The organism is Mycobacterium paraffinicum, assembly GCF_025822865.1.
GTDB classification, from domain to species: Bacteria; Actinomycetota; Actinomycetes; order Mycobacteriales; family Mycobacteriaceae; genus Mycobacterium; species Mycobacterium paraffinicum.
The window spans coordinates 323,867-347,757 of record NZ_JACKUR010000010.1 but is presented as its reverse complement, the minus strand read 5'-3'; the positions used below and the strand labels follow the sequence as shown (position 1 = coordinate 347,757).

The window sequence follows — 23,891 nt, the reverse complement described above, 5'->3', positions numbered from 1 at the left end:
GTCACATGGTCTTACGTAATACCAGGAGCGAACGTCCGGGCAGCGAGACTTTCTCTTCGGCATTCACCAGCTGGTCGGCGTCACCGCCCGGATGGTTGGTGTCCAGTTCCACGGTCCACTCCTGCGCATAGTCGTCGTTCGGCATCACGAACTCCACGGGTTCTTCGCCGGCGTTGAAGCACAGCAGGAACGAGTCATCGACGACCCGTTCGCCGCGTGCGTTGGGTGCGGTGATGGCCTCACCGTTGAGGAACACCGCCACACATTTGTGAATGCTTTCGCCCCAGTCCTCATGCGTCATTTCGCGGCTGCTCGGATTCAGCCAGGCGATGTCGCGCACTTCCTCGCCGGTTCGGATCGGCTCACCTTCGAAGAACCGGCGACGGCGGAACACCGGATGGTTCTTGCGCAGCGTGGTCACCTTGCGCGCAAAAGCCAGCAGGTCCGAATTCTTATCCGCCAACGACCAATCCATCCAAGATAATTCGGAGTCCTGGCAGTACACGTTGTTGTTGCCGTCCTGGGTGCGGCCCAGCTCGTCGCCGTGCGCGATCATCGGCGTGCCCTGGCTGAGCATCAGGGTCGCCCAGAAGTTGCGCATCTGGCGGCAGCGCAGCTCCATGATCTCCGGGTCGTCGGTCGGCCCCTCGACCCCGCAATTCCACGAGCGGTTGTGGCTCTCGCCGTCCCGGTTGTCCTCGCCGTTGGCCAGGTTGTGTTTTTCGTTGTAGGACACCAGGTCGTTGAGCGTGAACCCGTCGTGGGCGGTCACGAAGTTGATGCTGGCGCTGGGGCGCCGGCCGGTCGCCTCGTAGAGGTCCGACGACCCGGTCAGCCGGGACGCGAACTCGCCAAGGGTTGCGGGCTCGCCCCGCCAGTAGTCACGCACAGTATCGCGATACTTCCCGTTCCATTCGGTCCACAAACCCGGGAAATTTCCCACCTGATAGCCGCCCTCGCCGACGTCCCACGGTTCGGCGATCAATTTGACCTGGCTGACGATCGGATCCTGCTGCACCAAATCGAAGAAGGCGCTCAATCGGTCGACGTCGTGCAGCTCGCGTGCGAGTGTGGCCGCCAGATCGAAGCGGAAGCCGTCGACGTGCATCTCGGTCACCCAGTAGCGCAGCGAATCCATGATCAGTTGCAGCACGTGCGGGTGGCGCGGGTTGAGGCTGTTGCCCGTGCCGGTGTAGTCCTTGTACAACCGCAGGTCCGTGTCCACGAGCCGGTAGTACGCCGCGTTGTCGATGCCGCGGAAGTTGATGGTCGGCCCCAGGTGGTTGCCCTCCGCGGTGTGGTTGTACACCACGTCGAGGATGACCTCGATGTTGGCTTCGTGGAAGCTGCGCACCATCGATTTGAACTCTGCGACGCTGGAGTTGCGGTTCGACGCGTATTGGTTGTGCGGCGCGAAATACCCGAAAGTGTTGTAGCCCCAGTAGTTTCGTAGGCCCAGGTCCAGCAACCGCGAGTCGTGCATGAACTGGTGCACCGGCATGAGCTCCAGCGCGGTGACGTTGAGCGACTTGAGGTGATCGATGACCAGGGGGTGGGCCAGGCCGGCGTAGGTGCCGCGCAGCTCGGCGGGGATCCCCGGGTGGGTCTGCGTCATGCCCTTCACGTGGGCCTCGTAGATCACCGTTTCGTGGTAGGGGGTGAGCGGCGCCCGGTCGGAGCCCCAGTCGAAGAACGGATTGCTCACCACGCTGGTCATGGTGTGGCCCAGCGAGTCGACCATCGGGGGAGTCCCGGGGTCGGCGTCATCGGCATTGGGGTCGTCGAGGTGGACCGCGTTGAGGTCGTAGGAGAACAGCGCCTGGCCGAAGCTGAAGTCGCCGTGAAAGGCCTTGCCGTACGGGTCGAGCAGCAGCTTGCTCGGGTCGCACCGATGGCCTGCCGACGGGTCGAAGGGCCCGTACACCCGGAAGCCGTAGCGCTGGCCCGGGGTGATGTTCGGCAGATAGGCATGCCAGACAAAGCCGTCAACTTCGTCGAGCGGGATCCGCGACTCCGCTCCGGCATGGTCGATCAGACACAGCTCGACCCTCTCGGCTATCTCGGAGAACAACGAGAAGTTGGTCCCCGCGCCGTCATAGGAAGCTCCGAGCGGATAGGGGGTCCCCGGCCACACGGTGGCCAGTTTCGGCTGTTGATTACCAGTAACGCCTGTTTCTGAAGCGTATTTGTCGGTCGGCACCTTCTGACCTTATCCGCGGTCGGGGGCGTCGGGGCGCGTCACCACCAACCGGTGCTGGCCGCGATCTGGCGGCCCAATTCCCCTGCCATGGTCCGCACGTAAGTGGGGGTGAGGTGGTGGGCACCGTGGTAGATCAGCACGTTTCCCTCGACCGGGCGACACACGTCGGCACGGCAGATGGCGTCCGACATGTCGAGCACCTTCAGCAGCGGGAACTGGGCGACGAAGTCGAGGGTCTGATTGCGGTCGGACAACACGTCGGAACGCTTGATCGCGCATGCCTGGGGGTTGCCGCCCTTCTTGGCGAGGCAATCCGCCGGGTCGAACGGCTGCCCGTTCTTCACCAGCCACGGGGTGTCCCGCATGCCGAGGATCGGAATGTTGTTGTCGGAGAACCTCTGCCAGATTCCGATATAGGTCGCGGGCATCACGTCGCCGGGCTTGATGTTCCACGGCCGGGTGGTCGTGGTGAACACGTAGTCGGGATGGTCGGCAATGACCTTGGTCATCGTCTGTTCCACCCACTCCCGGCACTGCGGGTAGGCGGCGTTGTTGCCCATGATCAACGGCACTTCCTCGGTGGACAACGGGCAGCCCATCTTGAGGTAGGTCACCACCTTGAAGTGGTGCAGCTGGCCGAGCAGGCTCAGCGCGGGCAGCCAGTGTTCGGCGTGGGACCCACCCGCCAGCGCGATGGTGCGGTCGGCGGCCACGTCGCCGTAGGTGCAAACGACCACGGCCGGGTTGACGAAGTCGCTGATGCAACCGTCGCGGGTGGAGGACGGCAGGTCTTCTTTGACCTCCAGCACGCTGGGCCGCATCGGCAACGCCGGCACCCGCACCCGTTCGGTCAGGGCGCGCGCCCCCGGATAGTCCTGCGGGTTGAGCACGCTGAGCTCCTTGCCCGCGGCGCGCAGGACGGTGACGTGCTGTCGCCACGTGAACGACGTCGCCGTCAGCGTCACGCCGAGCAGCACGATCGCGGTTCCCAGCGCCATCGTGGGCCGGGGCAGGCGCGCCAGCCACGCGGGTGCGGGCGCCGGTGATTTCCCGGAGGCGCGGTAGCGCAGGGGGTCCTCGACGAGCCGGGTGGTCAGGTAGGCGAGCAGGCCCGACACCAGCAGCACGGCCGTGCCTTCAACGAAGCTGGCGTGTCGGTGCCCGGTGAACGACAGCCAGAAGATCAGCAGCGGCCAGTGCCACAGGTACAGGGAGTACGCCATCGCACCCAACGCGACGAGCGGCCCGGCCGCCAGCAGGCGATTCGGCAGCGGCAGCCGGTCCCTGAGATCACGCTGCAGGTTCGCCCCGGCCAGGATCATCAGCATGGTGGCCCCGACGGGCACCAGGGCCCACGGGCCGGGAAACTCCTGCACGCCGTCGATCAGGGCGCCGCAGGACACGATCGCCGCCAGCGCGACGGTGGCCGACACCGTCCGCAACCACATCGGCCAGCGGATGGCCGGCACCACCGCGCCGACCAGTGCCCCGAGTAACAACTCCCAGGCGCGCCCGAAGCTGTTGTAGTAGGCGGCGGCCTGGTCGTCCTGATGCGCCACGATCGCGTACACGAACGACGCCACCGTCAGCGCCGTCAGCATTACCAGGAAAAGGGTGCGCAGGTGGGCGCCCAACGGACGCCGGAAAAAGTATGCGCAGCCGGCGATCAACAGCAGGAAGGCGACGTAGAACTGGCCCTGCACCGACATGGACCAGATGTGCTGCAGGGGGCTGACGGCTTCGCCCGCGCGCAGGTAGTCCGAGGCGGTGTTGGCCAGCTCCCAGTTCTGGAAGTAGCCGAGGCTGGCGAGACTCTGGTCGGCGAAGGTCTCCCAGCGGGTCTCCGGTTGCACCAGGATGGTCAGCACCGCGCATCCGGCCAGCACCACGACCAGAGCGGGGACCAGGCGGCGGACGAGCCGGATCACCTCGGCAACCGGCGACAGGGTGACGGCCGGATTGAGCGCCGCACGAATGATTTTGCCGCCGAAGAAGAATCCGGACAGCGCCAAGAACACGTCGACACCACCGGAGACGCGGCCGAACCAGACATGGAACACGGCGACCAGCGCGATCGCGATACCCCGCAACCCGTCGAGGTCATAGCGGTAGAACCCCGCATTACGCGTTCCCGCAGCGACCGTTTCCTCGGTCGCGATCGGCAGGGCAGGCGGGGACAGGGTCGACATGATCGACCGCTAATTTACCGAAAACCGCCACCCGCTCCCGTTTAGGAGCAGGTGGCGGCGGTCGATAGTCCCGGAAGCCCCGGGAAATTACCGGGCGGGGCCGGCGGCCGGGGGCAGGAACGGCGATTGCTGAGGCGGCAACAGCTGCACCGGGGCCTGTTGCGGCGGCACTTGCTGCGCCGGCAGCTGCGGGAGCAGGGCCCGCGGCGCCTGTTGCGCCGGGAGTTGCTGCAGCGGCGCTTGCTGCACCGGGGCCTGCGCGGACTGCTGCTGCAACGGTGCTTGCTGCACCGGCGCCGGTTGCACCGGTGCCGGCTGAGCCGGAGCCTGCGGCAGCGGGGCCTGCTGCTGGGCGGGCAGTTGCTGCAGCGGCGCTTGCTGCAATGGGGCCTGCTGCAATGGGGCTTGCTGCGCGGGCAGCTGCTGCACCGGGGGCTGTTGCAGCGGGGCCTGCTGCGTCGGCACCTGCTGCGGCAGTTGCTGGGCCGGCGACGGCTGGACCCCGAGGACCCGGACCAGATAGGGGGCCATGCCGTTGGCGCGCACCGGCGAAACCTGGACGACGTCGCCCACCTCGAGCATCTGGTTGTTACCCAGGTACATCGCGACGCTCTGCGTGCCTTCGGGGCCGTAGAAGATCATGTCGCCCTTCTGCGCCTGCTGCGGCAGTACCTTCTGGCCGACCTTGTATATCGCCCCGGACGACCGCGGCAGCTTGATGCCCGCGCCGGCGTACGCGTACTGCATCAGGCCCGAGGCGTCGAAGCCGACGGTGTTGATGCCCGTCCCGGTGCCGCGGGTGGGCCCGGTGATGCCGCCTCCGGCCCAGGAATACGGCACCCCTCGCTGCGACAGCCCGCGCGCGATCACCACGTCGGCGGCCTGCTGGTAGTCCATCGGCCGGATGCCCGGGTCGGCGGACGCGATCACGGGGGCGACCATCGGCGCGGCAAGCAGCGCCAAACCGATCGCGAAGGCGTAGATGCGGTTCATTTTCGTGGCCTCTCAAGGCTGTGTGGCGTCAGCGCGGTGACTTCACGCGTCCGCCGCCGATCCATGACCTGGGCGACGACCCCCTCGTTGGGGCCGGCGCCGCTGCATGACACTTGCGGATGTGGCAGCGGGCACGACGCCCCTGTTTTCACATCAGTCACTGCAACCACTCTGACAACAAAGGGTGTTAGCCGCCAGGTCCCGGCGGGATTTTTTGTCGTACCGTGACCGGACGGTGACTGGTCGGCGCGAATCCCGTATGCGCAGTTGTGATTTCGGTCTCAGTCGGGCGCGCGGCGGACCGACCGCGGCGGCGCGCCTAGAGCCAATAGCGTTCGCTGAAGGTGGTCAGCAGCGAGCCGACGACCGAGCTGACCATCACCAGCGTGAGGGCCAGAACCGGCCAGAAGGACATGTACCAGCCCTTCAGCATGGAAACGAGGGGGCCGACAACGGCGGCGGCGATCGCCGCGCCGATACCGCCCCAGACCACCGGGCGGATGTAGTAGTCGATCCCGAAGGGCACCGGCCCGCATGTCTCGTCGGCGCACACGTGCTCGAGGAAGCCGAAGAGGCGATCCGGCCACGTCGTCGCGGTGGCCAGGATGACGAGCACCACCAACAGCGTGACGGTGGAAACGACGTCCCACGGGGCCAGCCGCACGCGAATGACCCGCGGCGCTTCGTCGTCGTAATCGACCAGCGGGGAATTGGTTTTCGCGGTCGGAGACGCGCCCGCGGCGGGGTTACCGGGCGAATGCGGCGTGGCCATCGGATCCTATGCTCCCCGATGGGCGGGCTTTGTGCGACTCGGCTGCTTTACCCTCGATCACTATGCCTGCGGCGAGGGCCGGGTTGACGCCCGAGCAGATCAGCGCGATCGACGCCGCGCATCTATGGCACCCGTACAGCACCATCGGCGGCGAGGCCGTCGCGCCGGTGGTGGCCGTCGCGGCGCGCGGCGCCTGGCTGACCCTGATCCGTGACGGCCGGCCGATCCAGGCGCTCGACGCGATGAGCTCCTGGTGGACCGCGATCCACGGGCACGGCCATCCGGTGCTGGACGCGGCGCTGAGCAAGCAGCTGGGCGTGATGAACCATGTCATGTTCGGCGGGCTCACCCACGAACCGGCCGCCCGGCTGGCGCAGCTGCTGGTGGACATCACCCCGGCGGGGTTGGACACCGTCTTCTTCAGCGACTCGGGCTCGGTGGCGGTCGAGGTAGCGGTCAAGATGGCGCTGCAGTACTGGCGCAGCCGCGGCCGGCCCGGCAAGCACCGGCTGATGACGTGGCGGGGCGGCTACCACGGGGACACCTTCACGCCGATGAGCGTCTGCGACCCCGACGGCGGCATGCACTCGCTGTGGACCGACATCCTGGCCGCCCAGGTGTTCGCCCCGCAGGTGCCGCGTGACTACGACCCCGGCTACAGCGCGGCGTTCGAGCGGCAACTCGCCCGGCACGCCGGCGAGCTGGCGGCCGTCATCGTCGAGCCGGTGGTGCAGGGCGCGGGCGGAATGCGCTTCCACGACCCCCGCTACCTGCGCGACCTGCGCGAGCTGTGCTTCCGGCACGACGTGCTGCTGATCTTCGACGAGATCGCCACCGGCTTTGGCCGCACCGGCGAGCTGTTCGCGGCCGACCACGCCGGGGTGAGCCCCGACATCATGTGTGTGGGCAAGGCGTTGACCGGCGGGTACGTCACCCTGGCGGCCACGCTGTGCAGCACCGACATCGCGCACACCATCAGCACCGGCGAGGCCGGCGCGCTCATGCACGGGCCCACCTTCATGGCCAACCCGCTGGCCTGCGCGGTCTCGGTGGCCACCGTCGAGCTGCTGCTCGACCAGGATTGGCGCGCGCGGGTCGGCGAGATCGCCGCCGGGCTGGCCGCCGGGCTCGAACCAGCCCGGGCGCTGCCCGGCGTCATCGACGTGCGGGTGTGCGGGGCGATCGGCGTCATCGAGTGCGCCCGCCCGGTCGACCTGGCCGTCGCCCCGCCGGCGGCCATGGAGCGCGGCGTGTGGCTGCGCCCGTTCCGCAACCTCGTCTACGCGATGCCGCCCTACATCTGCTCGGACGGCGAGATCGCCCAGATCACCTCGGCGATGCTCGAGGTCGCGCGCCTCGTTGGCTAGCCGTGTCGCCCCGCAGCGCCCGGCTTCGCCGCGCTCGCGGTCGCCACTGTCCACGAGCGGTGCCGACCCGCAGCGCCCGGCTTCGCCGCGCTCGCGGTCGCCACTGTCCACGAGCGGTGCCGACCCGCAGCGCCCGGCTTCGCCGCGCTCGCGGTCGCCACTAGGCTGATCCCCGATGAGGGCACCGATCGAGACGTCACCGCTGGCCTGGCTGGAGGCGGTGGAAAGTCAGCGCCGCGAGGCCGGACTGCGCCGGTCGTTGCGGCCGCGGCCCGCCGTCGCCACCGAGCTGGACCTGGCGTCCAACGACTACCTCGGGCTGTCCCAGCACCCCGACGTGATCGAGGGCGGCGTCGCGGCGCTACGCATGTGGGGCGCTGGCTCCACCGGTTCCCGCCTGGTCACCGGCGACACCGAACTGCACCAGCAGTTCGAGTCCGAGATCGCCGAATATGTCGGCGCCGCATCGGGATTGCTGTTCTCCTCGGGATACGCGGCCAACCTGGGCGCGGTCGTCGGCCTGTCGGGCCGGGGCGCACTGCTGGTGTCCGACGAGCTTTCGCACGCCTCCCTGGTCGACGCCTGCCGGCTGTCGCGGTCCCGGGTGGTGGTCACACCGCATCGCGACGTCGATGCCGTGGACACCGCCCTCGCCGCACGCGACGAGGAGCGCGCCGTCGTCATCACCGAGTCGGTGTTCAGCGCCGACGGCGCCTTGGCGCCGCTGCGGGAGCTGCACGAGGTCTGTCGCCGGCACCGCGCGCTGCTGATCGTCGACGAGGCCCACGGCCTGGGCGTGCGCGGGGGCGGGCGCGGGCTGCTGTACGAGCTCGGGCTGGCGGGCGCCCCCGACGTGGTGCTCACCACGACGCTGTCCAAGGCGCTGGGCAGCCAGGGTGGAGTGGTGCTCGGGCCCGCGGCCGTGCGGGCCCACCTGATCGACGCGGCGCGCACGTTCATCTTCGACACCGGCCTGGCGCCCGCGGCGGTGGGCGCCGCGCTGGCCGCGCTGACCGTGCTGCGGGCCGAACCGTGGCGACCCGAGGCGGTGTTGCGGCATGCCCGCATCCTGGCCGAGGTGTGCGACGTGCCCGAGATCCCGCAGTCGGCGGTGGTGTCGGTGATCCTGGGGGGCCCGGAGGTGGCCCTGGCCGCCGCGACCGCCTGCCTGGACGCCGGCGTGAAGGTGGGCTGCTTCCGGCCCCCTACCGTGCCGGCCGGGACCTCCCGGCTGCGGCTGACCGCGCGCGCGTCGCTGGATGGGGCCGAGCTCGAGATCGCCCGGCGGGTGCTCACCGACGTGCTTGCTGTGACGCGCCCTTGACCGTCCTGGTCGTCACGGGCACGGGAACCGGGGTCGGCAAGACCATCGTCACCGCCGCGCTGGCCTGTCACGCCCGTCAGGCCGGCCTCGACGTGGCGGTGTGCAAACCGGTCCAGACCGGCACCGACACCGGCGACGACGACCTGGCCGAGGTCGCCCGGCTGTCCGGCGTGACCGAGTTGGCCGGGCTGGCGCGCTACCCGCAACCGCTGGCGCCGGCCGCCGCCGCCGAGCTGGCCGGCGCCGCGCTGCCCAGCGGCGAGCAGGTGCTGCGGCTGATCGCCGGCCTGGATCGCCCGGGCCGGCTGACGCTGGTCGAGGGGGCCGGCGGGCTGCTCGTCGAGCTCGCCGCCGCGGGCGTCACCCTGCGCGATCTGGCCGTCCAGACGGGTGCCGCGGCGCTGGTCGCGGTGACCGCGGAACTGGGCACCCTCAACCACACCGCGCTGACGCTGGAATCGCTTGCCGCCCATAAGGTCCCGTGCGCCGGGCTGGTCATCGGCAGCTGGCCGGCGCGCCCCGGGCCGGTGGAGACCTCGAACCGGTCCGCCCTGGACCGGCTGGGTCCGGTGCGGGCCGCGCTGCCCGCGGGGGCCGGATCGATGGACGCCGCGCGGTTCGCGGCCATGAGCGCCGCGGCGTTCGACCGCGACTGGGTCACCGCGCTGGTCCGCTGATGGTGCATTCCATCGAGCTGCTCTTCGACGGCGACACCGAGTCGACGATCCGCGGGCTCTGGGACGCGCTGGCCGGAGCCGGAATACCCAGCCAGGCGCCGGCCGGGCGGCCGCACATCACGCTCGCGGTGGCCGACCGCATCGCCGAGGAGGCCGACGCCGCGCTCCGGCCGCTGACCGACCGGCTGCCGCTGGGCTGCGCCGTCGGCGCGTCGTTGCTGCTCGGGCGGTCCAACGCGATCCTGGCCCGCCTCATCGTGCCGACGGCGGAGCTGCTGGATTTCCACGCGGAGGTGCACCGGCTGTGCGGCGAGCACCTGGCCCCCGCGCCGGCCCCCACCAGCCTGCCCGGCCAATGGACGCCGCACGTCACGTTGGCCCGTCGCGTCGGGGGACCGGCGCTGAGTCGGGCGCTCCGGATCGCGGGGCGGCCCACTCTCGTCGAGGGAAGCTTCGCCGGCTTGCGGCACTGGAACGGCGAGAAGAAGGTCGACCACGTGATCGGCTAGCCGCCGAACAGCAGGTACAGGCCGGTGAACGTGTAGCCGACCATGACCAGCATCATGGTCAGCTGGCCGGTGAGCTGATGGCCGCTCGGCAGCAGCCGCAGGGCCTTGTCGTGGGCCGCGATCACCGCGACGATGTGGCCGGTGACCACGCAGGCCACCTTGATCCCGGCCAGCACCGGCGGGTGGGCGGACAACACGTAGGCCACCTGCTGGTGCGCCAGCCCCAGCAAATTCCAGCCGCGGCCGAACGGGTCGGCCAGCGCGACCACGGCCTGCTGTCCGCGCTCGACGAGGTAGGTCAGATAATGCGCGAAGATGTAGCCCACCACGATCGGGATCAGGGAATGCGCCATCTGGCCGGGCAGGGCGCCGCGCTGCTCTCGGTCCACGCCGCCCGTCGCGCGCGCGGCGAGTGAAAAGGTCACCGCCACAACAGAAATGAAGACCACCAGTCCGAGGGTCCGCAGCACCGACGACGCCAGCGTCGGCGTCAGGCCGACGCCGCGAGACAGCCCGTCGGCAAAGCCGCGCCACGTCGGGGACGACGAGAAGCTGTCAAACGCCGTGGACCCGAGTAAGACCGCGAGCAGGGCGACCACCCCGGGCCGCACGGGCAGCGACGGCAAATGGTCGAGCGGGTTCCCGATGACCAGCTTCCCGCTCTCCGGGTTGCGGCGAAACGGGGACAGGCGAGACACCGCCATGCTGTACACGCCGAACGGGTCGGCGCGGGCCAGCCAGCGCCGGCCACACAGCCAGGCGCCCGCCAGCATGGCCACGGCATACACACCCAGCCACGCGCGCACCCAGGGCAGCGACGCCGGGTTCGGGCTGGCCAGTTCCGTCCAGACGAACGCGAACAGACCAAGCGCGGCCGGCCGATAACCCCAGCGTTCGGGATAGGACCGCCGCGGTCGATGCAGGCGCTCGGGTGTGGCCCGTCGCAGCAACAGGTAGACCGTCCGCATCGGGGAAATGACCCGCCAAACCGGCCCGATCGCCAGTGACAGCGCCACCAACCCGACCCACAGCAGCACGTAGAACACGCCCAGCAGGGCATTGGTCTCCGACTGCGGGCCCCACACCCCGGCCGCCACCGCCCACGCGGCGAACACCAGCGCCAGCCCGGCGGCCGTCCACCGCGTCGCCCGGGCGTCAACCAGCGCGGTCACCGCCGCGGGCAGTGGGCGGCCGGGCTTGTGCGTATCGAACCGCGGCCGCCGCCAGGCGAAGGCGACCAGTGCGAAGGTGAACGTCAGCGCCCACGCCGCGCCGACCATCGCGTACATGTAGGGCACCGGAAGGTCGCCGGAACCGCCGAGCCCGTGCGCGAGCACCACGGTCGCGCCGCCGCCGGTCACGGTTGGACTTGGACGGTCGCAATCGTGCGGTCCAGGTGGTGCAACTCCACCTCGACGTTGCCGGGCACGTCGGCGCTGAACTGGAACGTCTGGTTGGGCGCGGCCGCCACGTGGAACTTGTGGTCGGGCGTCGAGTGCACGTGCAGCTCGTCGGCGGCGTCACTGGTCACCTTCACCGTGATCGGCTGGTGCACCTTGGCCTGCAGGGCGGCGTTGGTGGGAGTCACCTGCCCCTTGGCGATGGTGACATCGATCGTCGGGCCGGCGCCGGCGGGCTGCGACTGGTTATGTGAACCGCCGCAGGCGATCAGCGCCCACGCCAGGACCGCCACCCACGCCGCGGGCAGGGCGCTGCGCATCCTCATCGATCACGCCGCCTGGGGGGTGCCGGGCACGGTGTGCTTCTCCTCCTCCGGCCGCTTGGGCAGCGTGTCGTGGTTGTTGATCCGGCCGGCTCCCCAGGTCAGGGCGCTGATCACCATCAGCGTCAGGAACAGCACGACGATCCCCCCGCCGGTGAACAACCAGGCCGGCGCGCTCTGATCGCGTTCGCGCTGCAGGATCGTGACCTCCAGGACGAACGGCCGGGTGCTGGTCGCGAGCGCGGGGACCTCGGGTGCCGGGATGGCGGCGTCGGCCGGCTCGTAGATCGGCACGGCCGTCATCGTGCGGCCGTCCTGCACCCGCAACAGCGTCTTCCAGTCTCCCCACACCGGGACCGGCTGGGTGGACCGGTAGTGGCCCGGCCCGACCTTGGCGAGCTTGTCGATCATCAGGCCACGGTCGTTCTGCATCCGCCCCTGCCAGGACAGGATCGTCAGCCAGTCCGGGTGGTCACTGACCATGGTCGTCGGGGAGATCATCACGTCGGCCGACACCATCCGCTGCCCCGCGGGGCTGGGGAGATCCGTCAACGTCACCGTGGCGGTGTTCTGGCCCGGCACGAGGATGTGCAATCCGTTGGCCACCGCGACGCCGATCACCAACACCGCCGCCGCCACCACCGAGATGCCGACCCCGCGGCTTGGCAGGCGCCGGCCGGTGAGGACCAAGCCGAATAGCGCGCCGCATACCCCGGTCAGCGCCGCGACGGGCACCGACATCGCGAGCGCCTCGCCCCACATGCTGGTCGGCCACGGGTAGTGGTACACCGCCCCGATCCACAGCGATTCCAGCCACAGCCCCACCGTGGCGACCGCGAGGCCGGAGACGGCGCCGAAGGCCACCGGACGCTTGATCAACGGGGTCAGCGCCACCAGCTCGACGACGAGGGCGGGACCCAGGTACAGCGGGAACCAGTTGATCGGGGCGCCCAGGATGGGGCCGACCACCACCGCAACCGCGCCGCGCAGCGCGATGGCGAACAGCGCCGCGATGATCGCGGCACCGCGTCCCATCGTCATGCGGGCGGCGACGGCCGCCAGCGCGGACGCCGCGGCGATCAGCATCGGCTGAAACACAAGCCGGAACTGCGGGACCCCGAAATCGAACTCGATCTGGTAGACGGACAGGCCGATGAACAGTCCGCCGAAGGACAGGTAGCGCAGGAAGGTGATGAAGGCACCGTGGGTTACCTCATCGGCTTCGTGCGCCTCACCTTCACGCTCCAGCATCAGCACCGAGAAGAGCGAGAAACACGCCCCGCCGATCATCATCAAATGCGTTGGGCCCCAGAGAGTTACGTCTTGCCCAAAGATCCGGTGCCAGATGTCGTCGAGCGGGAACCCGATCATCGCGTACATCCCGCAGCCCGCCATCAGCAGGCCGCCGACGGGCGCATGCCAGTTGCGCGTGATGCGCACCGACGCGGGGCCCGGCTTGTCGAACGGCAGCACGACCGAGACCATGCCGGCGACGAAGATTCCGAACAGGCCGATGATGATGAAGTAGTGCGCGGGGTTGGCCAAGGGGCCGGGGTCGCGCCCGTTGCCGATGTGCCAGCTGACGTCCCAGATGAACCCGAACAGGGCGCAGATGATGAACGTCGTGAAGATGAGGACCGGAAGCGCCACCCAATTGGGCCGATGGAACTTCTCGCCCAGCTTGTCGGCGACCCGGGTCAACCACTCGATCCGATGGGTGCGGTGGGCATAACCGACCCACAGCATTACCGCGGCGATCACTACCGCCGCGACCGACAGCCCGATCACCTGGTTCAGGCCGGCGCCGCGCGCCGGTGCCTCGGCAACGAAAGTGAGTTCCGCCGATTTCATCGTCAAACCCTCCCAACAGCGCCCGACCGCCTGGCGAGCTGTGATCCAGCTCGCAGGAAGCGGAATGCCCAAATTGACGGCCGGTCAATCACCGATTTCGTCGTTGCCCTGCGCGGCGTCCTCCTTGTCGCCGGGGGAGCGGCGGTCCTTGAGCGCGATGTAGAGGATCACGCCGACGACGATGATCGCCGGCAGGAAGGCCGGGATCGCCAGCAGGATCATGTGGTGAGCCACATACGCGACGTGTGGATCGGTCATTGTGGTGAGATACCCCGGCGGACGGCATGTTCTGCGGCCGTTACCCTACTTTGAACACTTTTATTCAAGCTGCCACCACCGTGGGCAGGGGGGCCGCGTGCGCGGCCACCGATGATGCAGGGGAGTACGGGTGACTCAAGCGGCAACTCGACCGGCCACCGGCGCCAACGACGCAGACATCCTGGCGGTTGCCCGCGAACAGGTACTCGAGCGCGGCGAGGGACTGAGTCGCGAGCAGGTGCTGCGGGTGCTGCAACTGTCCGACGACCGGCTCGACGACCTGCTGGCGCTGGCCCACGAGGTGCGGATGCGCTGGTGCGGGCCCGAGGTCGAGGTCGAGGGCATCATCAGCCTGAAGACTGGCGGCTGCCCGGAGGATTGTCATTTCTGCTCGCAATCCGGGCTGTTCGCCTCGCCGGTGCGCAGCGCCCGGCTGGACATTCCCAGCCTGGTCGAGGCCGCCAAGCAAACCGCGAAGTCGGGTGCCACCGAGTTCTGCATCGTGGCCGCCGTCCGTGGGCCCGACGAGCGGTTGATGGCCCAGGTCGCGGCCGGCATCGAGGCCATCCGCGACGAGGTCGAGATCAACATCGCCTGCTCGCTGGGGATGCTGACCGCCGAGCAGGTCGAGCAGCTGTCGGCGATGGGCGTGCACCGCTACAACCACAACCTGGAGACCGCCCGCTCGTTCTTCACCAACGTGGTCACCACCCACACCTGGGAAGAGCGCTGGCAGACCCTGTCGATGGTGCGCGACGCCGGCATGGAGGTGTGCTGCGGCGGCATCTTGGGCATGGGCGAGACGCTCGAGCAGCGCGCGGAGTTCGCCGCCGAACTGGCCGAACTGGCACCCGACGAGGTGCCGTTGAACTTCCTCAACCCGCGGCCCGGGACGCCGTTCGGTGACCTGGAGGTGCTGCCGGTGGCCGAGGCGCTGAAGTCGGTAGCCGCCTTCCGCCTCGCGTTGCCGCGCGCGATGCTGCGATTCGCCGGGGGCCGCGAGATCACCCTGGGTGACCTGGGCGCCAAGCAGGGTATCCTGGGCGGCATCAACGCGGTGATCGTCGGGAACTACCTGACCACCCTCGGCCGCCCGGCCGAGGCCGACCTGGAACTGCTCGACAACCTGCAGATGCCGATCAAGGCGCTCAACGCCACCCTGTAGGAAACTTGGCGACTGTGGTTCGGGATCTGGGCGCTCCGGTCAGCGCCGGCGTGTACAACGTCTACACCGGGGAACTGGGGGGCACCGTAGTGCCGACAGCGGCGCAGTTGGGCCTCGAGCCGCCCCGGTTCTGTGCGGAATGCGGACGCCGGATGATCGTGCAGGTTCGCCCCGACGGCTGGCGGGCGCAGTGCTCGCGGCACGGTCAGGTCGACTCCGTCGACCTGGAGGCCCAGCGATGACAGAGCCCATGCAAGGTCGGGACGCGCCGCCGGCCGCGGCCGCCCCGCGCAAGCCTCCGGTGCGCGCCATCGCCATCGCCGCGCTGGGGTCCGCGGCGGCCGGTGTGCTGGCCGGCGGGCTGTGGGCGTGGATCGCCCCGCCGATCCACGCCGTGGTGGCGCTCACGCGGGCGGGTGAACGGGTCCACGACTATCTCGGCACCGAATCTGAGCACTTCTTCGACGCGCCGTGCCTGATGCTGGGCCTGCTGACCGTGCTGGCGGTGGTGGCGCCCGTGCTGGGGTGGCAGTGGCGCGAGCACCGCGGCCCGGGGATGGTCGTCGCCCTGTCCGCCGGCCTGTTGACCGCCGCCGCGGCCGCGACGGCTACCGGGGCCGCGCTGGTCCGGATCAGCTACGGCGCATTGAACTTCGACGCGGTGCCGCTGTCCAAAGGCCCGTCGGTGGCGTACGTCGTCCAGGCGCCCCCGGTGTTCTTCGCCCACAACCCGCTGCAGCTCGCGCTGACCCTGCTGTGGCCCGCCGCTATCGCCGCGCTGGTGTATGCGGTGCTGGCGGCCGCCGACGCCCGCGACGACCTGGGCGCCCTTCCGCCGGGCGGCCGGCCTTCCGAAGCGCTGCCAGTGGGAGCCGGGGGTGCCGCCGAAGCGGCCGTGTCATAGCGGACGGCGGTGAATGCTCCGGCCGAAGATGACCTTGGCCGCGATCTTGGCCAGCCGGGCCATCCCGACGTAGGTCATCGGATGGAACATCGTCGGCCAGGTGGTCCGGATGAGGTGCTCGGTCAGCGGGCGGCGGTCGAACCGGTCCGTGAGCCAGCGCAGCGTCATCGGCGCCGACAGCGGGTGTAGCAGCATGTGCTCGTTGAACGCGTCCCGGTGGTAGGTCACCTGGGCGCCGCCGGCCGAATAGGCGTCGGCGAGCACGTCGATGTCTTTCACGTCGATGAGGTAGTCGTGGACGGCCTGCACGATCAACACCGGCGGCGTCGGCACGGCCGCGCCCAGCTTGATGTTCTCGAAGACGTGCATCACCTCGGGCGTCGACAGGATGCTCTCCAGCGGCTCGTCGAGGTAGTCGCCCATGTTTTTGCCGGCCATCCGGACGACCGCCTCCACGGTGGTCATCTTCTCGAGCGACTCGAGCAGGGCGCGCCCCTCCTCGTTGCTGTGCTCCTTGATCACCCTGTCCAGCTCGGGGTAGATGTGGGCGAGCGCGGCCACCACCAGCGCGGGCAGGCCCGAAAGGAAACTGCCGTTGAGCCTGCGGAAGGTGTTGCCCAGATCCCCGACCGGGGATCCCAATACGGCCCCGACGATGTCCAGTTCGGGTGCGTAGTCGGCGCACACTTCGGCCGCCCAGGCACTGGCCAGCCCGCCGCCGGAGTACCCCCACAGCCCGATCGGCGCCTCCGGGGAAAGCCTGAGGCGTTCCGAACCCAGAGCGGCCCGGATGCCGTCCAAGACGCGATAGCCGGGCTCGTACGGCGCGCCCCACAGGCCCTGGAGTCCCTCGTGGTCCGGCACGGAGACGGCCCAGCCCTCGGCGACGGCGGCGGCGATCAGGAAGAGCTCGAACTGACCGATCGACCCGAGGGCCTTCGCCCGGCGCCGCAGCGCGTAGGACGGGAAGCAACGGGACGACACGGCGTCGATCGCGCACTGGTAAGAGAGCAGCGGGCACGGACGTTCGGGCGCGAGCTCGGCCGGAACGATCACGGTGGTCGCCGCCGCCTCCGGCTCGCCGTGCATGTCCATCGTCCGGTAGAGCAGCTGGATGGCCTTGACCGGCTGCGGGATCAAACCCAAAAACGCCAGTTCGACGTCGCGCGAACGCAGCACCGTCCCGGGTTCGGCGTGCTGGAAGCCCAGTGGCGGCTGGTAGAACGGGTCGTCCGAGGGCAGCAGCGGGCGCACTTTGCGCTGCAGCTCCTCGTGCGGCGGCCGGGCGATCCACTCCGCGCCATGCGTGCCTGCCAGATTGCCGAGCTCAGCCATTGAGGCTCCCTTCTAGGCCATCCGGCATTGTCGCGCACGAACGGCAGGTAACCAAAACGTAATCGCCGCACTGTGAGCGAATTCCTGCCGGGGCGTGCGGAGTCGGACGCGCCACTGGCACCAATTGACGATCGCGTCACCCGAAGACGCTTTCCGCGAGCCTAGCCGGGGGGCCGCAGCGCGGCGAATTCATCGGTGATCCGCAGTCGGGAGTCGGTGAAGTGGTACAGGGCCGCCGGCCGCCCGCCGCTGCGGCCCGACTGCGCGATGGTGCCGGTCTGGCTGATCACGCCGCGGCGGACCAGCACGCGTTGCAGGTTCGTCGCATCGACTTGGTATCCGAGCGCGGCGCCGTAGATGTCGCGGAGTGTAGAAAGCGCGAATTCCTTTGGGGCCAAAGCAAACCCGAGGTTGGTATAGGACAGCTTGGCGATCAGCCGGGCGTGCGCGTGCGTCACCATCGGCCCGTGGTCGAAGGCCATCGGCGGCAGGCGGCTCACCGGATGCCAGCGGGTGTCCGGCGGCAGCTCGGGGGTGGCGGGGGAGGGCACCAATCCCAGGAATGTCGACGCGATCACCCGGGCGCCCGGCACCCGGTTCGGGTCGGAGAACACCGCCAGCTGTTCCAGGTGCGCGAGCTCTTTGAGGTCCACCTTCTCGGCCAGCTGTCGCAGCACCGAGGTGGTCATGTCCTCGTCGTTGCGCAGCTGCCCGCCGGGCAGCGACCAGGCGCCGCGCTGCGGATCCTTGGCACGCTGCCATAACAGCACGTTAAGCTGCGGTTTTTCCGTCGGGCGGCCCTTCGTAACCTGCTCGGTGACGTGGCGAACCTGGAATACGACCGCGAGCACTTCGTGGGCGGTGTTACCATGGGCCATGTTTTCGATTATAAGTCGAAAACCTCCCGGGCTGAAAGGGGCCGCCGTGACGGTTATAAATCGCATGGACACGCTCGCCGAAGACATGATGGCCGACGTCACGAATTCACCCGCCGGCTACGCCGGTGTGCGGGGCGACGAGCAGTGGGCCGCCGAGATTCGCCGACTGGCGAAGCTGCGCGGCGCCACTGTGCTCGCGCACAACTACCAGCTGCCCGCCATCCAGGACGTCGCCGACCACGTCGGGGACTCGCTGGCGCTGTCGCGGATCGCCGCCGAGGCGCCCGAGGACACCATCGTGTTCTGCGGGGTGCACTTCATGGCCGAGACCGCCAAGATCCTCAGCCCCGACAAGACGGTCCTCATCCCGGATCAGCGGGCCGGCTGCTCGCTGGCCGACTCCATCACCCCCGACGAACTGCGCGCCTGGAAGGACGAGCACCCCGGCGCCGTCGTCGTCTCCTACGTCAACACCACCGCCGCGGTGAAGGCGCTTACCGACATCTGCTGCACGTCGTCCAACGCGGTCGACGTGGTCGAGTCCATCGACCCCGACCGCGAGGTGCTGTTCTGCCCGGACCAATTCCTCGGGGCCCACGTGCGCCGGGTGACCGGCCGCACGAACGTGCACGTGTGGGCCGGCGAATGCCATGTGCACGCCGGGATCAACGGCGACGAGTTGTCCGAGCAGGCCAGGGCGAACCCCGACGCCGAGCTCTACGTGCACCCCGAATGCGGTTGTGCCACTTCGGCGTTGTACCTTGCCGGCGAGGGCGCCTTCCCGGCGGATCGGGTGAAGATCCTGTCCACCGGCGGCATGCTCGACGCGGCGCACCACACTCAGGCTCGCAAGGTGCTGGTCGCCACCGAGGTCGGCATGCTGCACCAGCTGCGCAGGGCCGCACCACAAGTCGACTTCCGCGCGGTCAACGACCGGGCGTCCTGCAAGTACATGAAGATGATCACGCCCGCGGCCCTGCTGCGCTGCCTGGTGGACGGGGCCGACGAGGTCGACGTCGACCCGGAGACGGCGGCGGCGGGCCGCCGCAGCGTGCGGCGAATGATCGAAATCGGTCACCCGGGCGGCGGCGAATGATCGTGCGCCCCGCCTGGACCCACAGCGCCGACGTGGTCGTGATCGGTACGGGCGTCGCGGGATTGGCCGCGGCGCTGGCCGCCCATCGCGCCGGGCGCAGCGTCGTGGTGCTGAGCAAGGCCGACCAGGCGAAGGGGGGGACCGCGACGCACTACGCGCAGGGCGGCATCGCGGTGGTCTTGCCCGACAACGACGACTCCGTGGAGGCCCACGTCGCCGACACCCTGACGGCCGGGGCCGGCCTGTGCGACCCCGACGCGGTGTATTCCATCGTCGCCGACGGGTACCGGGCGGTGTCCGAATTGGTGGGTGCCGGAGCGCGATTCGACGAGGCATCCCCGGGCCGCTGGGACGTGACGCGCGAGGGCGGGCACTCGCGGCGGCGGATCCTGCACGCCGGTGGCGACGCCACCGGAGCCGAGGTGCAGCGGGCGCTCGACCACGCCGCGGCCACGCTGGACATTCGCGCCGGCCATGTGGCCCTGCGGGTGCTGCGCAACGATGCTGCCGTCACGGGGGTCTTGCTGGGCAGCGTGGACGGCTACGGAATCATCAACGCGCCCGCGGTGATCCTGGCCTCCGGCGGGCTCGGGCACCTCTACGGCGCGACCACCAACCCCGAGGGCTCCACCGGCGACGGCGTCGCGTTGGCGCTGTGGGCCGGCGTCGCGGTCAGCGACCTGGAGTTCATCCAGTTCCACCCGACGATGCTCTTCGGCGGGACCGGCGGGCGGCGTCCGCTGGTAACCGAGGCCATCCGTGGCGAGGGCGCGATACTTGTTGACCGGCAAGGCAATTCGGTAACGGCCGGTGTTCACCCGATGGGCGACCTGGCCCCGCGTGACGTCGTCGCCGCGGCCATCGACACCCGGCTGAAGGCCACCGGCGACCCGTGCGTCTTCCTCGACGCGCGCCGCATCAAGGGTTTCGCGGCCCGGTTCCCGACCGTGACCGCCGCGTGCCGCGCTGCCGGCATCGACCCCGTCCGCCAGCCCATCCCGGTCGTGCCGGGGGCGCACTACAGCTGCGGTGGCGTCGTCACCGACGTGCACGGCCAAACCGAATTGCCCGGGCTGTTCGCCGCGGGCGAGGTGGCGCGCACCGGACTGCACGGCGCCAACCGGCTGGCGTCCAACAGCCTGCTGGAGGGCCTGGTGGTCGGCGGGCGCGCCGGCAAGGCCGCGGCCGCGCACGCGGTGGCGGCGGGGCGCGTTCTGGCTGTCGAGCCGGAGCCCATCGCCCACACCGCCCCGGAGCGTTCCGCATTGCAGGCCGCGATGAGCCGCGACGCCTCGGTGGTGCGCGACGCCGCCGGGCTGCACCGCTTGTCCGACACGCTGTCGGGGGCGCGGGCGCGGCCCATCTCCGGCCGCCGTGACTTCGAGGACGTCGCGTTGGCCGTCGCCGCCCGCGCGGTGACCGCCGCGGCCCTGGCCCGCCACGAGAGCCGGGGCTGCCACCATCGCGCCGAATATCCCGACCCCGCACCGGAACAGGCCCGCAGCAGCGTGCTGCGGCTGGCCGACGACCAGAACTCGGTGCTGGTGGAGGCGCTGGCGGCGGTGGGCTGATGATGCTGCCCGACGAACGAAGCGCCGCTCAGGACACCATCCGGCGCGGGCTGGAAGAGGACCTGCGCTACGGCCCCGACATCACCACCCTCGCGACAGTGCCCGCCGGTGCGGTGGCGACGGCGTCGATGGTGCCCCGGGAGCCGGGCGTGATCGCCGGCGTCGAGGTCGCGCTGCTGGTCCTCGACGCCGTCCTCGCCGGGGGCTACGAAGTGGTGCACAGCGTCGAGGACGGCACCCGGCTGCAGCCGGGCGAGCCGGTGCTGACAGTGCGCACGGACACCCGCGGCCTGCTGACCGCCGAGCGGACCATGCTGAACCTGGTCTGTCACCTGTCGGGCATCGCCACCACGACGGCGGCCTGGGTCGAGGCCGTCGAGGGCACCAAGGCCAAGGTCCGCGACACCCGCAAGACCCTGCCCGGGCTGCGCGCGCTGCAGAAGTACGCGGTGCGGGTCGGCGGCGGCGTCAACCACCGGATGGGGCTCGGCGATGCGGCGCTGATCAAGGACAACCACGTGGTGGCCGCGGGCTCGGTGGTGGACGCGCTGCGGGCGGTGCGCGACGCGGCGCCGGAGCTGCCGTGCGAGGTGGAGGTGGACTCCCTCGAGCAGCTGGACGAGGTGCTGGGCGAAAAGCCGGAACTGGTGCTGCTGGACAACTTCCCGGTGTGGCAGGCGCAGATGGCCGTGCAGCGTCGCGACGCGCGCGCCCCCGCCGTGCTGCTGGAGGCCTCCGGCGGGCTCAGCCTGGAAAACGCCGCCACCTACGCGGCAACCGGGGTGGACTACCTGGCCGTCGGCGCGCTGACGCACTCGGTGCGCGCGCTCGATGTCGGCCTGGACATGTAAGAGGCCTAGCCGCGCAGCAACGTGCGCGCGGCCGGTTTGGCGGCGTCGAGCGCGCCCGCGTCACCGGAGATCCTGGACAGGATCAGAGCCCCCTCGATCAGCGAGATCACGGCCAGTGCAACCTGTTTCGCCTCGGCCGCCGACCAGCCGTCGGAGCACAGCCGCTGCTCGACCGCGGCACACCAGCCCCTGAAGGCGCGGGCCGACGCGTCGCGCACCAGCGGGCTCGCGTTCACCGACTCGGTGGCGATCGGCTCGATCGGGCAGCCGTCGCGCCGGTCGCCGGCCAACCCCGCGGACAGCAGATCGATCCAGCGAGCGACGATGTCGGCGGCCGGCCGGTCCGTCGCCAGGAACCGCCGCAGCAGTTGTTCGATGCCGCCGCCTTCCGTTTCGACGACCGCCGCGGCCAGCTGTTGTTTGCCCTGCGGGAAGTGGTGATACAGCGAACCGGGCTTGACGCCGGCTTCCTCGAGGATCTGGTTCAGGCCTGTCGCCGCGTAGCCCTGACGGCGAAACAGCGTGGCGGCCTTATCGATCAACGCGGTGCGGCTGCGGTCGGGTCTCGGCATGCTATTGACTTTACTTGAGTGATCACTCAAGAATGCAGAGATGAGGCAGCTGACATACGAAGACACCGGGCGATACGCGTGGCGTGAGGTGCCCGAACCCCAGCTCAGCGCTCCCGAGCAGGCGCTGGTCCGGCCGCTGACGGTGGCGTGTTGCGACCTCGACGGCGCGGTGTGCAATGGGCGGCTGCCCTTGCCGCCGGGGTACGCGGTGGGCCACGAAGGATTGGCCGAGGTCGTTGCCGTCGGCGATGAGGTAAGGGGCGCCCGGGTCGGCGACCGCGTCGTGGTGCCGTTTCAGATCAGCTGCGGGGCCTGCCGCGAATGCCGCCGCGGCGTGACCGGTTCGCGCAGCGCAGTGCCATTGATGGCGGCCTACGGGATGGCACCGATCGCCGGCCTGGACGGTGGCGGCTTCATGTCGGATCTGGTGCTGGTCCCGTACGCCGACGCGATGCTCATCCCGTTGCCCGACGCCGTCGACCCCGTCTCCATCGCGTCCCTGTCGGACAACATTCCCGACGGCTGGCGCACCGTCGGGCCGTTTGGGGCAGAACTGGAGGCACTGGATCCGGTCGATCGCCGCGTCCTCGTGCTCGGACGGCTGTCGATCGGCCTGTACTCGGCTGCGATCGCCGCGGCGCTGGGGGCTCACGTCGACTACGTCGACACCGACCCGCAGCGGCTGGCCGCCGCCGAGAAGCTCGGCGCGGTGGTCCACGACGCCGCCAAACCGGACAAGTCTTGGGGCTCTTACCCGGTCACGGTGCACACCACCAGCGATCCGGCGCTGTTAGCGGCGACACTGCGCGCGACCTGGCCGGACGGCGTGTGCACCGACACCGGGATCTACCCCGAATACAAGGTCGAGATGCCGCTGCTGCCGATGTACTCGCGCGGCGTCCGGTTCATCACCGGACGCGTCAGCGCGCGCACGGTCATCCCGCGCGTGCTCGAACTGCTCGCGGGCGGTCTGGACGTGTCGCCGGCCGTCGACCGCGTCGTCGCGTGGGAGGACGCCCCGTCGGCCTGGCCGACGATGACCGGCGAGACGGTCTTCACCAGGGCGTAGACCGCTCGAGTGTGCGTCCAGGGCGTTGAGTGTGCGCCCAGAGCGCTCTCCAGCGGCGTGTCGCCGCCGTGAGCGCACCCGCAAAAGCGCACCCGGCCTCAGGCGATGTCGCCGACGAAAACACCGATCCGCCGCAGCTGCATCCGGGCCATCCGCGGCAGACGTTCGGCGTCGGGGCCTTCGGAACCGGCCGGCAGGATCCGCGGATTGGTGATGTGCACCACGCGGTTGCGGCTGAACGCTACGTCGGCCTCGCCTGCCGCCAGCACGTTCTTGACCCAGTTCGTCTTGCCGTGGCCCAGCGCGATCGCCAGCACGTTTCCCTTGCGATAGGGGGTGATGATCGTCTCGTACGGCGTGCCGGAGGTGCGGCCGCGGTGCCTGATGGTCGCCGTGCCGGGCAGAAAGCGGGCGATCGGCTTGACCGCAGGGTTGAAATACTTGATCTGAAAGCGCTCGAACCAGGGCGGGAACACCATCGGGACGCCCGGGGCGTTGTTGGGGTGATCCTTCGCGGACATCACGGCTCCCTGCGTTGTGTGGGCCTAACCCGGCTTTACTCGGCCTTTCATCGGCACTGTACCGGG

The 23,891-nt window shown here is 69.8% G+C and carries 22 protein-coding genes and 1 pseudogene; 11 read left to right on the top strand and 12 right to left on the bottom strand.

What is annotated here, in order from left to right:
• Position 1: 1 nt before the first annotated feature.
• From glgX to H7J89_RS01655, 4 genes and pseudogenes are all read right to left on the bottom strand, one after another.
• Positions 2-2,200 carry a glycogen debranching protein GlgX gene (gene glgX / locus H7J89_RS01670; protein WP_372513687.1) on the bottom strand — a complete coding sequence of 733 codons (2,199 nt, stop codon included), beginning with the start codon at positions 2,198-2,200 and terminating at the stop codon, positions 2-4.
• Between the two features lie 38 nt (positions 2,201-2,238).
• On the bottom strand, positions 2,239-4,389 hold the full coding sequence (gene sucT / locus H7J89_RS01665) for an acetyltransferase SucT (RefSeq protein ID WP_264035818.1): 2,151 nt from the start codon (positions 4,387-4,389) through the stop codon (positions 2,239-2,241).
• A 348-nt stretch (positions 4,390-4,737) separates the two neighbouring features.
• Positions 4,738-5,382 (bottom strand): annotated as a pseudogene (gene ripD / locus H7J89_RS01660) (NlpC/P60 family peptidoglycan-binding protein RipD); the annotation flags it as partial.
• Between the two features lie 319 nt (positions 5,383-5,701).
• Complete coding sequence (locus H7J89_RS01655; RefSeq protein WP_264035816.1) at positions 5,702-6,154, bottom strand: hypothetical protein; 453 nt, start codon at positions 6,152-6,154, stop codon at positions 5,702-5,704.
• 62 nt (positions 6,155-6,216) lie between these two features.
• On the opposite strand from H7J89_RS01655, the gene H7J89_RS01650 reads away from it, so the two are divergent.
• From H7J89_RS01650 to H7J89_RS01635, 4 genes are all read left to right on the top strand, one after another.
• Positions 6,217-7,521, top strand: a complete 1,305-nt coding sequence (locus H7J89_RS01650; RefSeq protein WP_264035815.1) for an adenosylmethionine--8-amino-7-oxononanoate transaminase — start codon at positions 6,217-6,219, stop codon at positions 7,519-7,521.
• 175 nt (positions 7,522-7,696) lie between these two features.
• A complete protein-coding gene (locus H7J89_RS01645; RefSeq protein WP_264035814.1) occupies positions 7,697-8,845 on the top strand; it encodes an 8-amino-7-oxononanoate synthase in 1,149 nt (382 codons plus the stop codon).
• The gene (gene bioD, locus H7J89_RS01640) at positions 8,842-9,522 is read left to right on the top strand and encodes a dethiobiotin synthase (protein WP_264035813.1); all 681 of its coding nucleotides are present in this window, start codon (positions 8,842-8,844) and stop codon (positions 9,520-9,522) included. The genes H7J89_RS01645 and bioD overlap by 4 nt, the downstream gene beginning before the upstream one ends.
• Entirely contained in the window at positions 9,522-10,031 is a 510-nt protein-coding gene (locus H7J89_RS01635) for a 2'-5' RNA ligase family protein (RefSeq protein ID WP_264035811.1), read from the top strand. The genes bioD and H7J89_RS01635 overlap by 1 nt, the downstream gene beginning before the upstream one ends.
• On the opposite strand, the gene H7J89_RS01630 is transcribed toward H7J89_RS01635, so the two are convergent.
• From H7J89_RS01630 to H7J89_RS01615, 4 genes are all read right to left on the bottom strand, one after another.
• Entirely contained in the window at positions 10,028-11,392 is a 1,365-nt protein-coding gene (locus tag H7J89_RS01630) for a hypothetical protein (RefSeq protein WP_264035810.1), read from the bottom strand. The genes H7J89_RS01635 and H7J89_RS01630 overlap by 4 nt on opposite strands.
• Positions 11,389-11,757, bottom strand: a complete 369-nt coding sequence (locus tag H7J89_RS01625) for a hypothetical protein (RefSeq protein ID WP_264035809.1) — start codon at positions 11,755-11,757, stop codon at positions 11,389-11,391. The genes H7J89_RS01630 and H7J89_RS01625 overlap by 4 nt, the downstream gene beginning before the upstream one ends.
• Before the next feature lie 3 nt (positions 11,758-11,760).
• Positions 11,761-13,605: a hypothetical protein gene (locus H7J89_RS01620; protein ID WP_264035807.1), complete on the bottom strand. Its 1,845-nt coding sequence runs from the start codon at positions 13,603-13,605 to the stop codon at positions 11,761-11,763.
• An 84-nt stretch (positions 13,606-13,689) separates the two neighbouring features.
• Positions 13,690-13,863, bottom strand: a complete 174-nt coding sequence (locus H7J89_RS01615; RefSeq protein WP_264035806.1) for a hypothetical protein — start codon at positions 13,861-13,863, stop codon at positions 13,690-13,692.
• A 130-nt stretch (positions 13,864-13,993) separates the two neighbouring features.
• On the opposite strand from H7J89_RS01615, the gene bioB reads away from it, so the two are divergent.
• From bioB to H7J89_RS01600, 3 genes are read left to right on the top strand one after another with little or no spacing between them, the layout of a single operon-like run.
• On the top strand, positions 13,994-15,028 hold the full coding sequence (gene bioB / locus H7J89_RS01610) for a biotin synthase BioB (RefSeq protein WP_264035805.1): 1,035 nt from the start codon (positions 13,994-13,996) through the stop codon (positions 15,026-15,028).
• A gap of 14 nt (positions 15,029-15,042) precedes the next feature.
• Entirely contained in the window at positions 15,043-15,270 is a 228-nt protein-coding gene (gene bsaP / locus H7J89_RS01605) for a biotin synthase auxiliary protein BsaP (protein WP_264035964.1), read from the top strand.
• On the top strand, positions 15,267-15,932 hold the full coding sequence (locus H7J89_RS01600) for a DUF2567 domain-containing protein (RefSeq protein ID WP_264035804.1): 666 nt from the start codon (positions 15,267-15,269) through the stop codon (positions 15,930-15,932). Before bsaP ends, H7J89_RS01600 begins: the two co-directional genes overlap by 4 nt.
• On the opposite strand, the gene H7J89_RS01595 is transcribed toward H7J89_RS01600, so the two are convergent.
• A complete protein-coding gene (locus H7J89_RS01595) occupies positions 15,927-17,267 on the bottom strand; it encodes a lipase family protein (protein WP_264035803.1) in 1,341 nt (446 codons plus the stop codon). The genes H7J89_RS01600 and H7J89_RS01595 overlap by 6 nt on opposite strands.
• A 161-nt stretch (positions 17,268-17,428) precedes the next feature.
• Positions 17,429-18,145, bottom strand: a complete 717-nt coding sequence (locus H7J89_RS01590) for an NUDIX hydrolase (RefSeq protein ID WP_264035802.1) — start codon at positions 18,143-18,145, stop codon at positions 17,429-17,431.
• 46 nt (positions 18,146-18,191) lie between these two features.
• On the opposite strand from H7J89_RS01590, the gene nadA reads away from it, so the two are divergent.
• The 3 genes from nadA to nadC are packed head-to-tail and all read left to right on the top strand — an operon-like array spanning position 18,192 to position 21,663.
• Positions 18,192-19,241, top strand: a complete 1,050-nt coding sequence (gene nadA / locus H7J89_RS01585; RefSeq protein WP_264035801.1) for a quinolinate synthase NadA — start codon at positions 18,192-18,194, stop codon at positions 19,239-19,241.
• Positions 19,238-20,812 carry an L-aspartate oxidase gene (locus H7J89_RS01580; protein WP_276041552.1) on the top strand — a complete coding sequence of 525 codons (1,575 nt, stop codon included), beginning with the start codon at positions 19,238-19,240 and terminating at the stop codon, positions 20,810-20,812. The genes nadA and H7J89_RS01580 overlap by 4 nt, the downstream gene beginning before the upstream one ends.
• Entirely contained in the window at positions 20,812-21,663 is an 852-nt protein-coding gene (gene nadC / locus H7J89_RS01575; protein ID WP_264035800.1) for a carboxylating nicotinate-nucleotide diphosphorylase, read from the top strand. Before H7J89_RS01580 ends, nadC begins: the two co-directional genes overlap by 1 nt.
• 5 nt (positions 21,664-21,668) lie before the next feature.
• On the opposite strand, the gene H7J89_RS01570 is transcribed toward nadC, so the two are convergent.
• Positions 21,669-22,235, bottom strand: coding sequence for a TetR/AcrR family transcriptional regulator (locus tag H7J89_RS01570; protein ID WP_264035799.1), 567 nt, complete (start codon positions 22,233-22,235; stop codon positions 21,669-21,671).
• Between the two features lie 40 nt (positions 22,236-22,275).
• Between H7J89_RS01570 and H7J89_RS01565 the strand changes: the two genes are divergently transcribed.
• Positions 22,276-23,304 carry an alcohol dehydrogenase catalytic domain-containing protein gene (locus H7J89_RS01565; protein WP_264035798.1) on the top strand — a complete coding sequence of 343 codons (1,029 nt, stop codon included), beginning with the start codon at positions 22,276-22,278 and terminating at the stop codon, positions 23,302-23,304.
• Between the two features lie 98 nt (positions 23,305-23,402).
• On the opposite strand, the gene H7J89_RS01560 is transcribed toward H7J89_RS01565, so the two are convergent.
• The gene (locus H7J89_RS01560) at positions 23,403-23,825 is read right to left on the bottom strand and encodes a nitroreductase family deazaflavin-dependent oxidoreductase (RefSeq protein WP_264035797.1); all 423 of its coding nucleotides are present in this window, start codon (positions 23,823-23,825) and stop codon (positions 23,403-23,405) included.
• Between the last annotated feature and the right edge of the window lie 66 nt (positions 23,826-23,891).

Bases quoted from the DNA above. Each gene is read 5' to 3' on its own strand.
- sucT (WP_264035818.1), bottom strand. From the start codon at position 4,389: ATGTCGACCCTGTCCCCGCCTGCCCTGCCGATCGCGACCGAGGAAACG.
- H7J89_RS01655 (WP_264035816.1), bottom strand. From the start codon at position 6,154: ATGGCCACGCCGCATTCGCCCGGTAACCCCGCCGCGGGCGCGTCTCCG.
- H7J89_RS01650 (WP_264035815.1), top strand. From the start codon at position 6,217: ATGCCTGCGGCGAGGGCCGGGTTGACGCCCGAGCAGATCAGCGCGATC.
- H7J89_RS01645 (WP_264035814.1), top strand. From the start codon at position 7,697: ATGAGGGCACCGATCGAGACGTCACCGCTGGCCTGGCTGGAGGCGGTG.
- H7J89_RS01635 (WP_264035811.1), top strand. From the start codon at position 9,522: ATGGTGCATTCCATCGAGCTGCTCTTCGACGGCGACACCGAGTCGACG.
- H7J89_RS01625 (WP_264035809.1), bottom strand. From the start codon at position 11,757: ATGAGGATGCGCAGCGCCCTGCCCGCGGCGTGGGTGGCGGTCCTGGCG.
- H7J89_RS01620 (WP_264035807.1), bottom strand. From the start codon at position 13,605: ATGAAATCGGCGGAACTCACTTTCGTTGCCGAGGCACCGGCGCGCGGC.
- H7J89_RS01615 (WP_264035806.1), bottom strand. From the start codon at position 13,863: ATGACCGATCCACACGTCGCGTATGTGGCTCACCACATGATCCTGCTG.
- H7J89_RS01600 (WP_264035804.1), top strand. From the start codon at position 15,267: ATGACAGAGCCCATGCAAGGTCGGGACGCGCCGCCGGCCGCGGCCGCC.
- H7J89_RS01595 (WP_264035803.1), bottom strand. From the start codon at position 17,267: ATGGCTGAGCTCGGCAATCTGGCAGGCACGCATGGCGCGGAGTGGATC.
- H7J89_RS01590 (WP_264035802.1), bottom strand. From the start codon at position 18,145: ATGGCCCATGGTAACACCGCCCACGAAGTGCTCGCGGTCGTATTCCAG.
- H7J89_RS01580 (WP_276041552.1), top strand. From the start codon at position 19,238: ATGATCGTGCGCCCCGCCTGGACCCACAGCGCCGACGTGGTCGTGATC.
- nadC (WP_264035800.1), top strand. From the start codon at position 20,812: ATGATGCTGCCCGACGAACGAAGCGCCGCTCAGGACACCATCCGGCGC.
- H7J89_RS01570 (WP_264035799.1), bottom strand. From the start codon at position 22,235: ATGCCGAGACCCGACCGCAGCCGCACCGCGTTGATCGATAAGGCCGCC.
- H7J89_RS01565 (WP_264035798.1), top strand. From the start codon at position 22,276: ATGAGGCAGCTGACATACGAAGACACCGGGCGATACGCGTGGCGTGAG.
- H7J89_RS01560 (WP_264035797.1), bottom strand. From the start codon at position 23,825: ATGTCCGCGAAGGATCACCCCAACAACGCCCCGGGCGTCCCGATGGTG.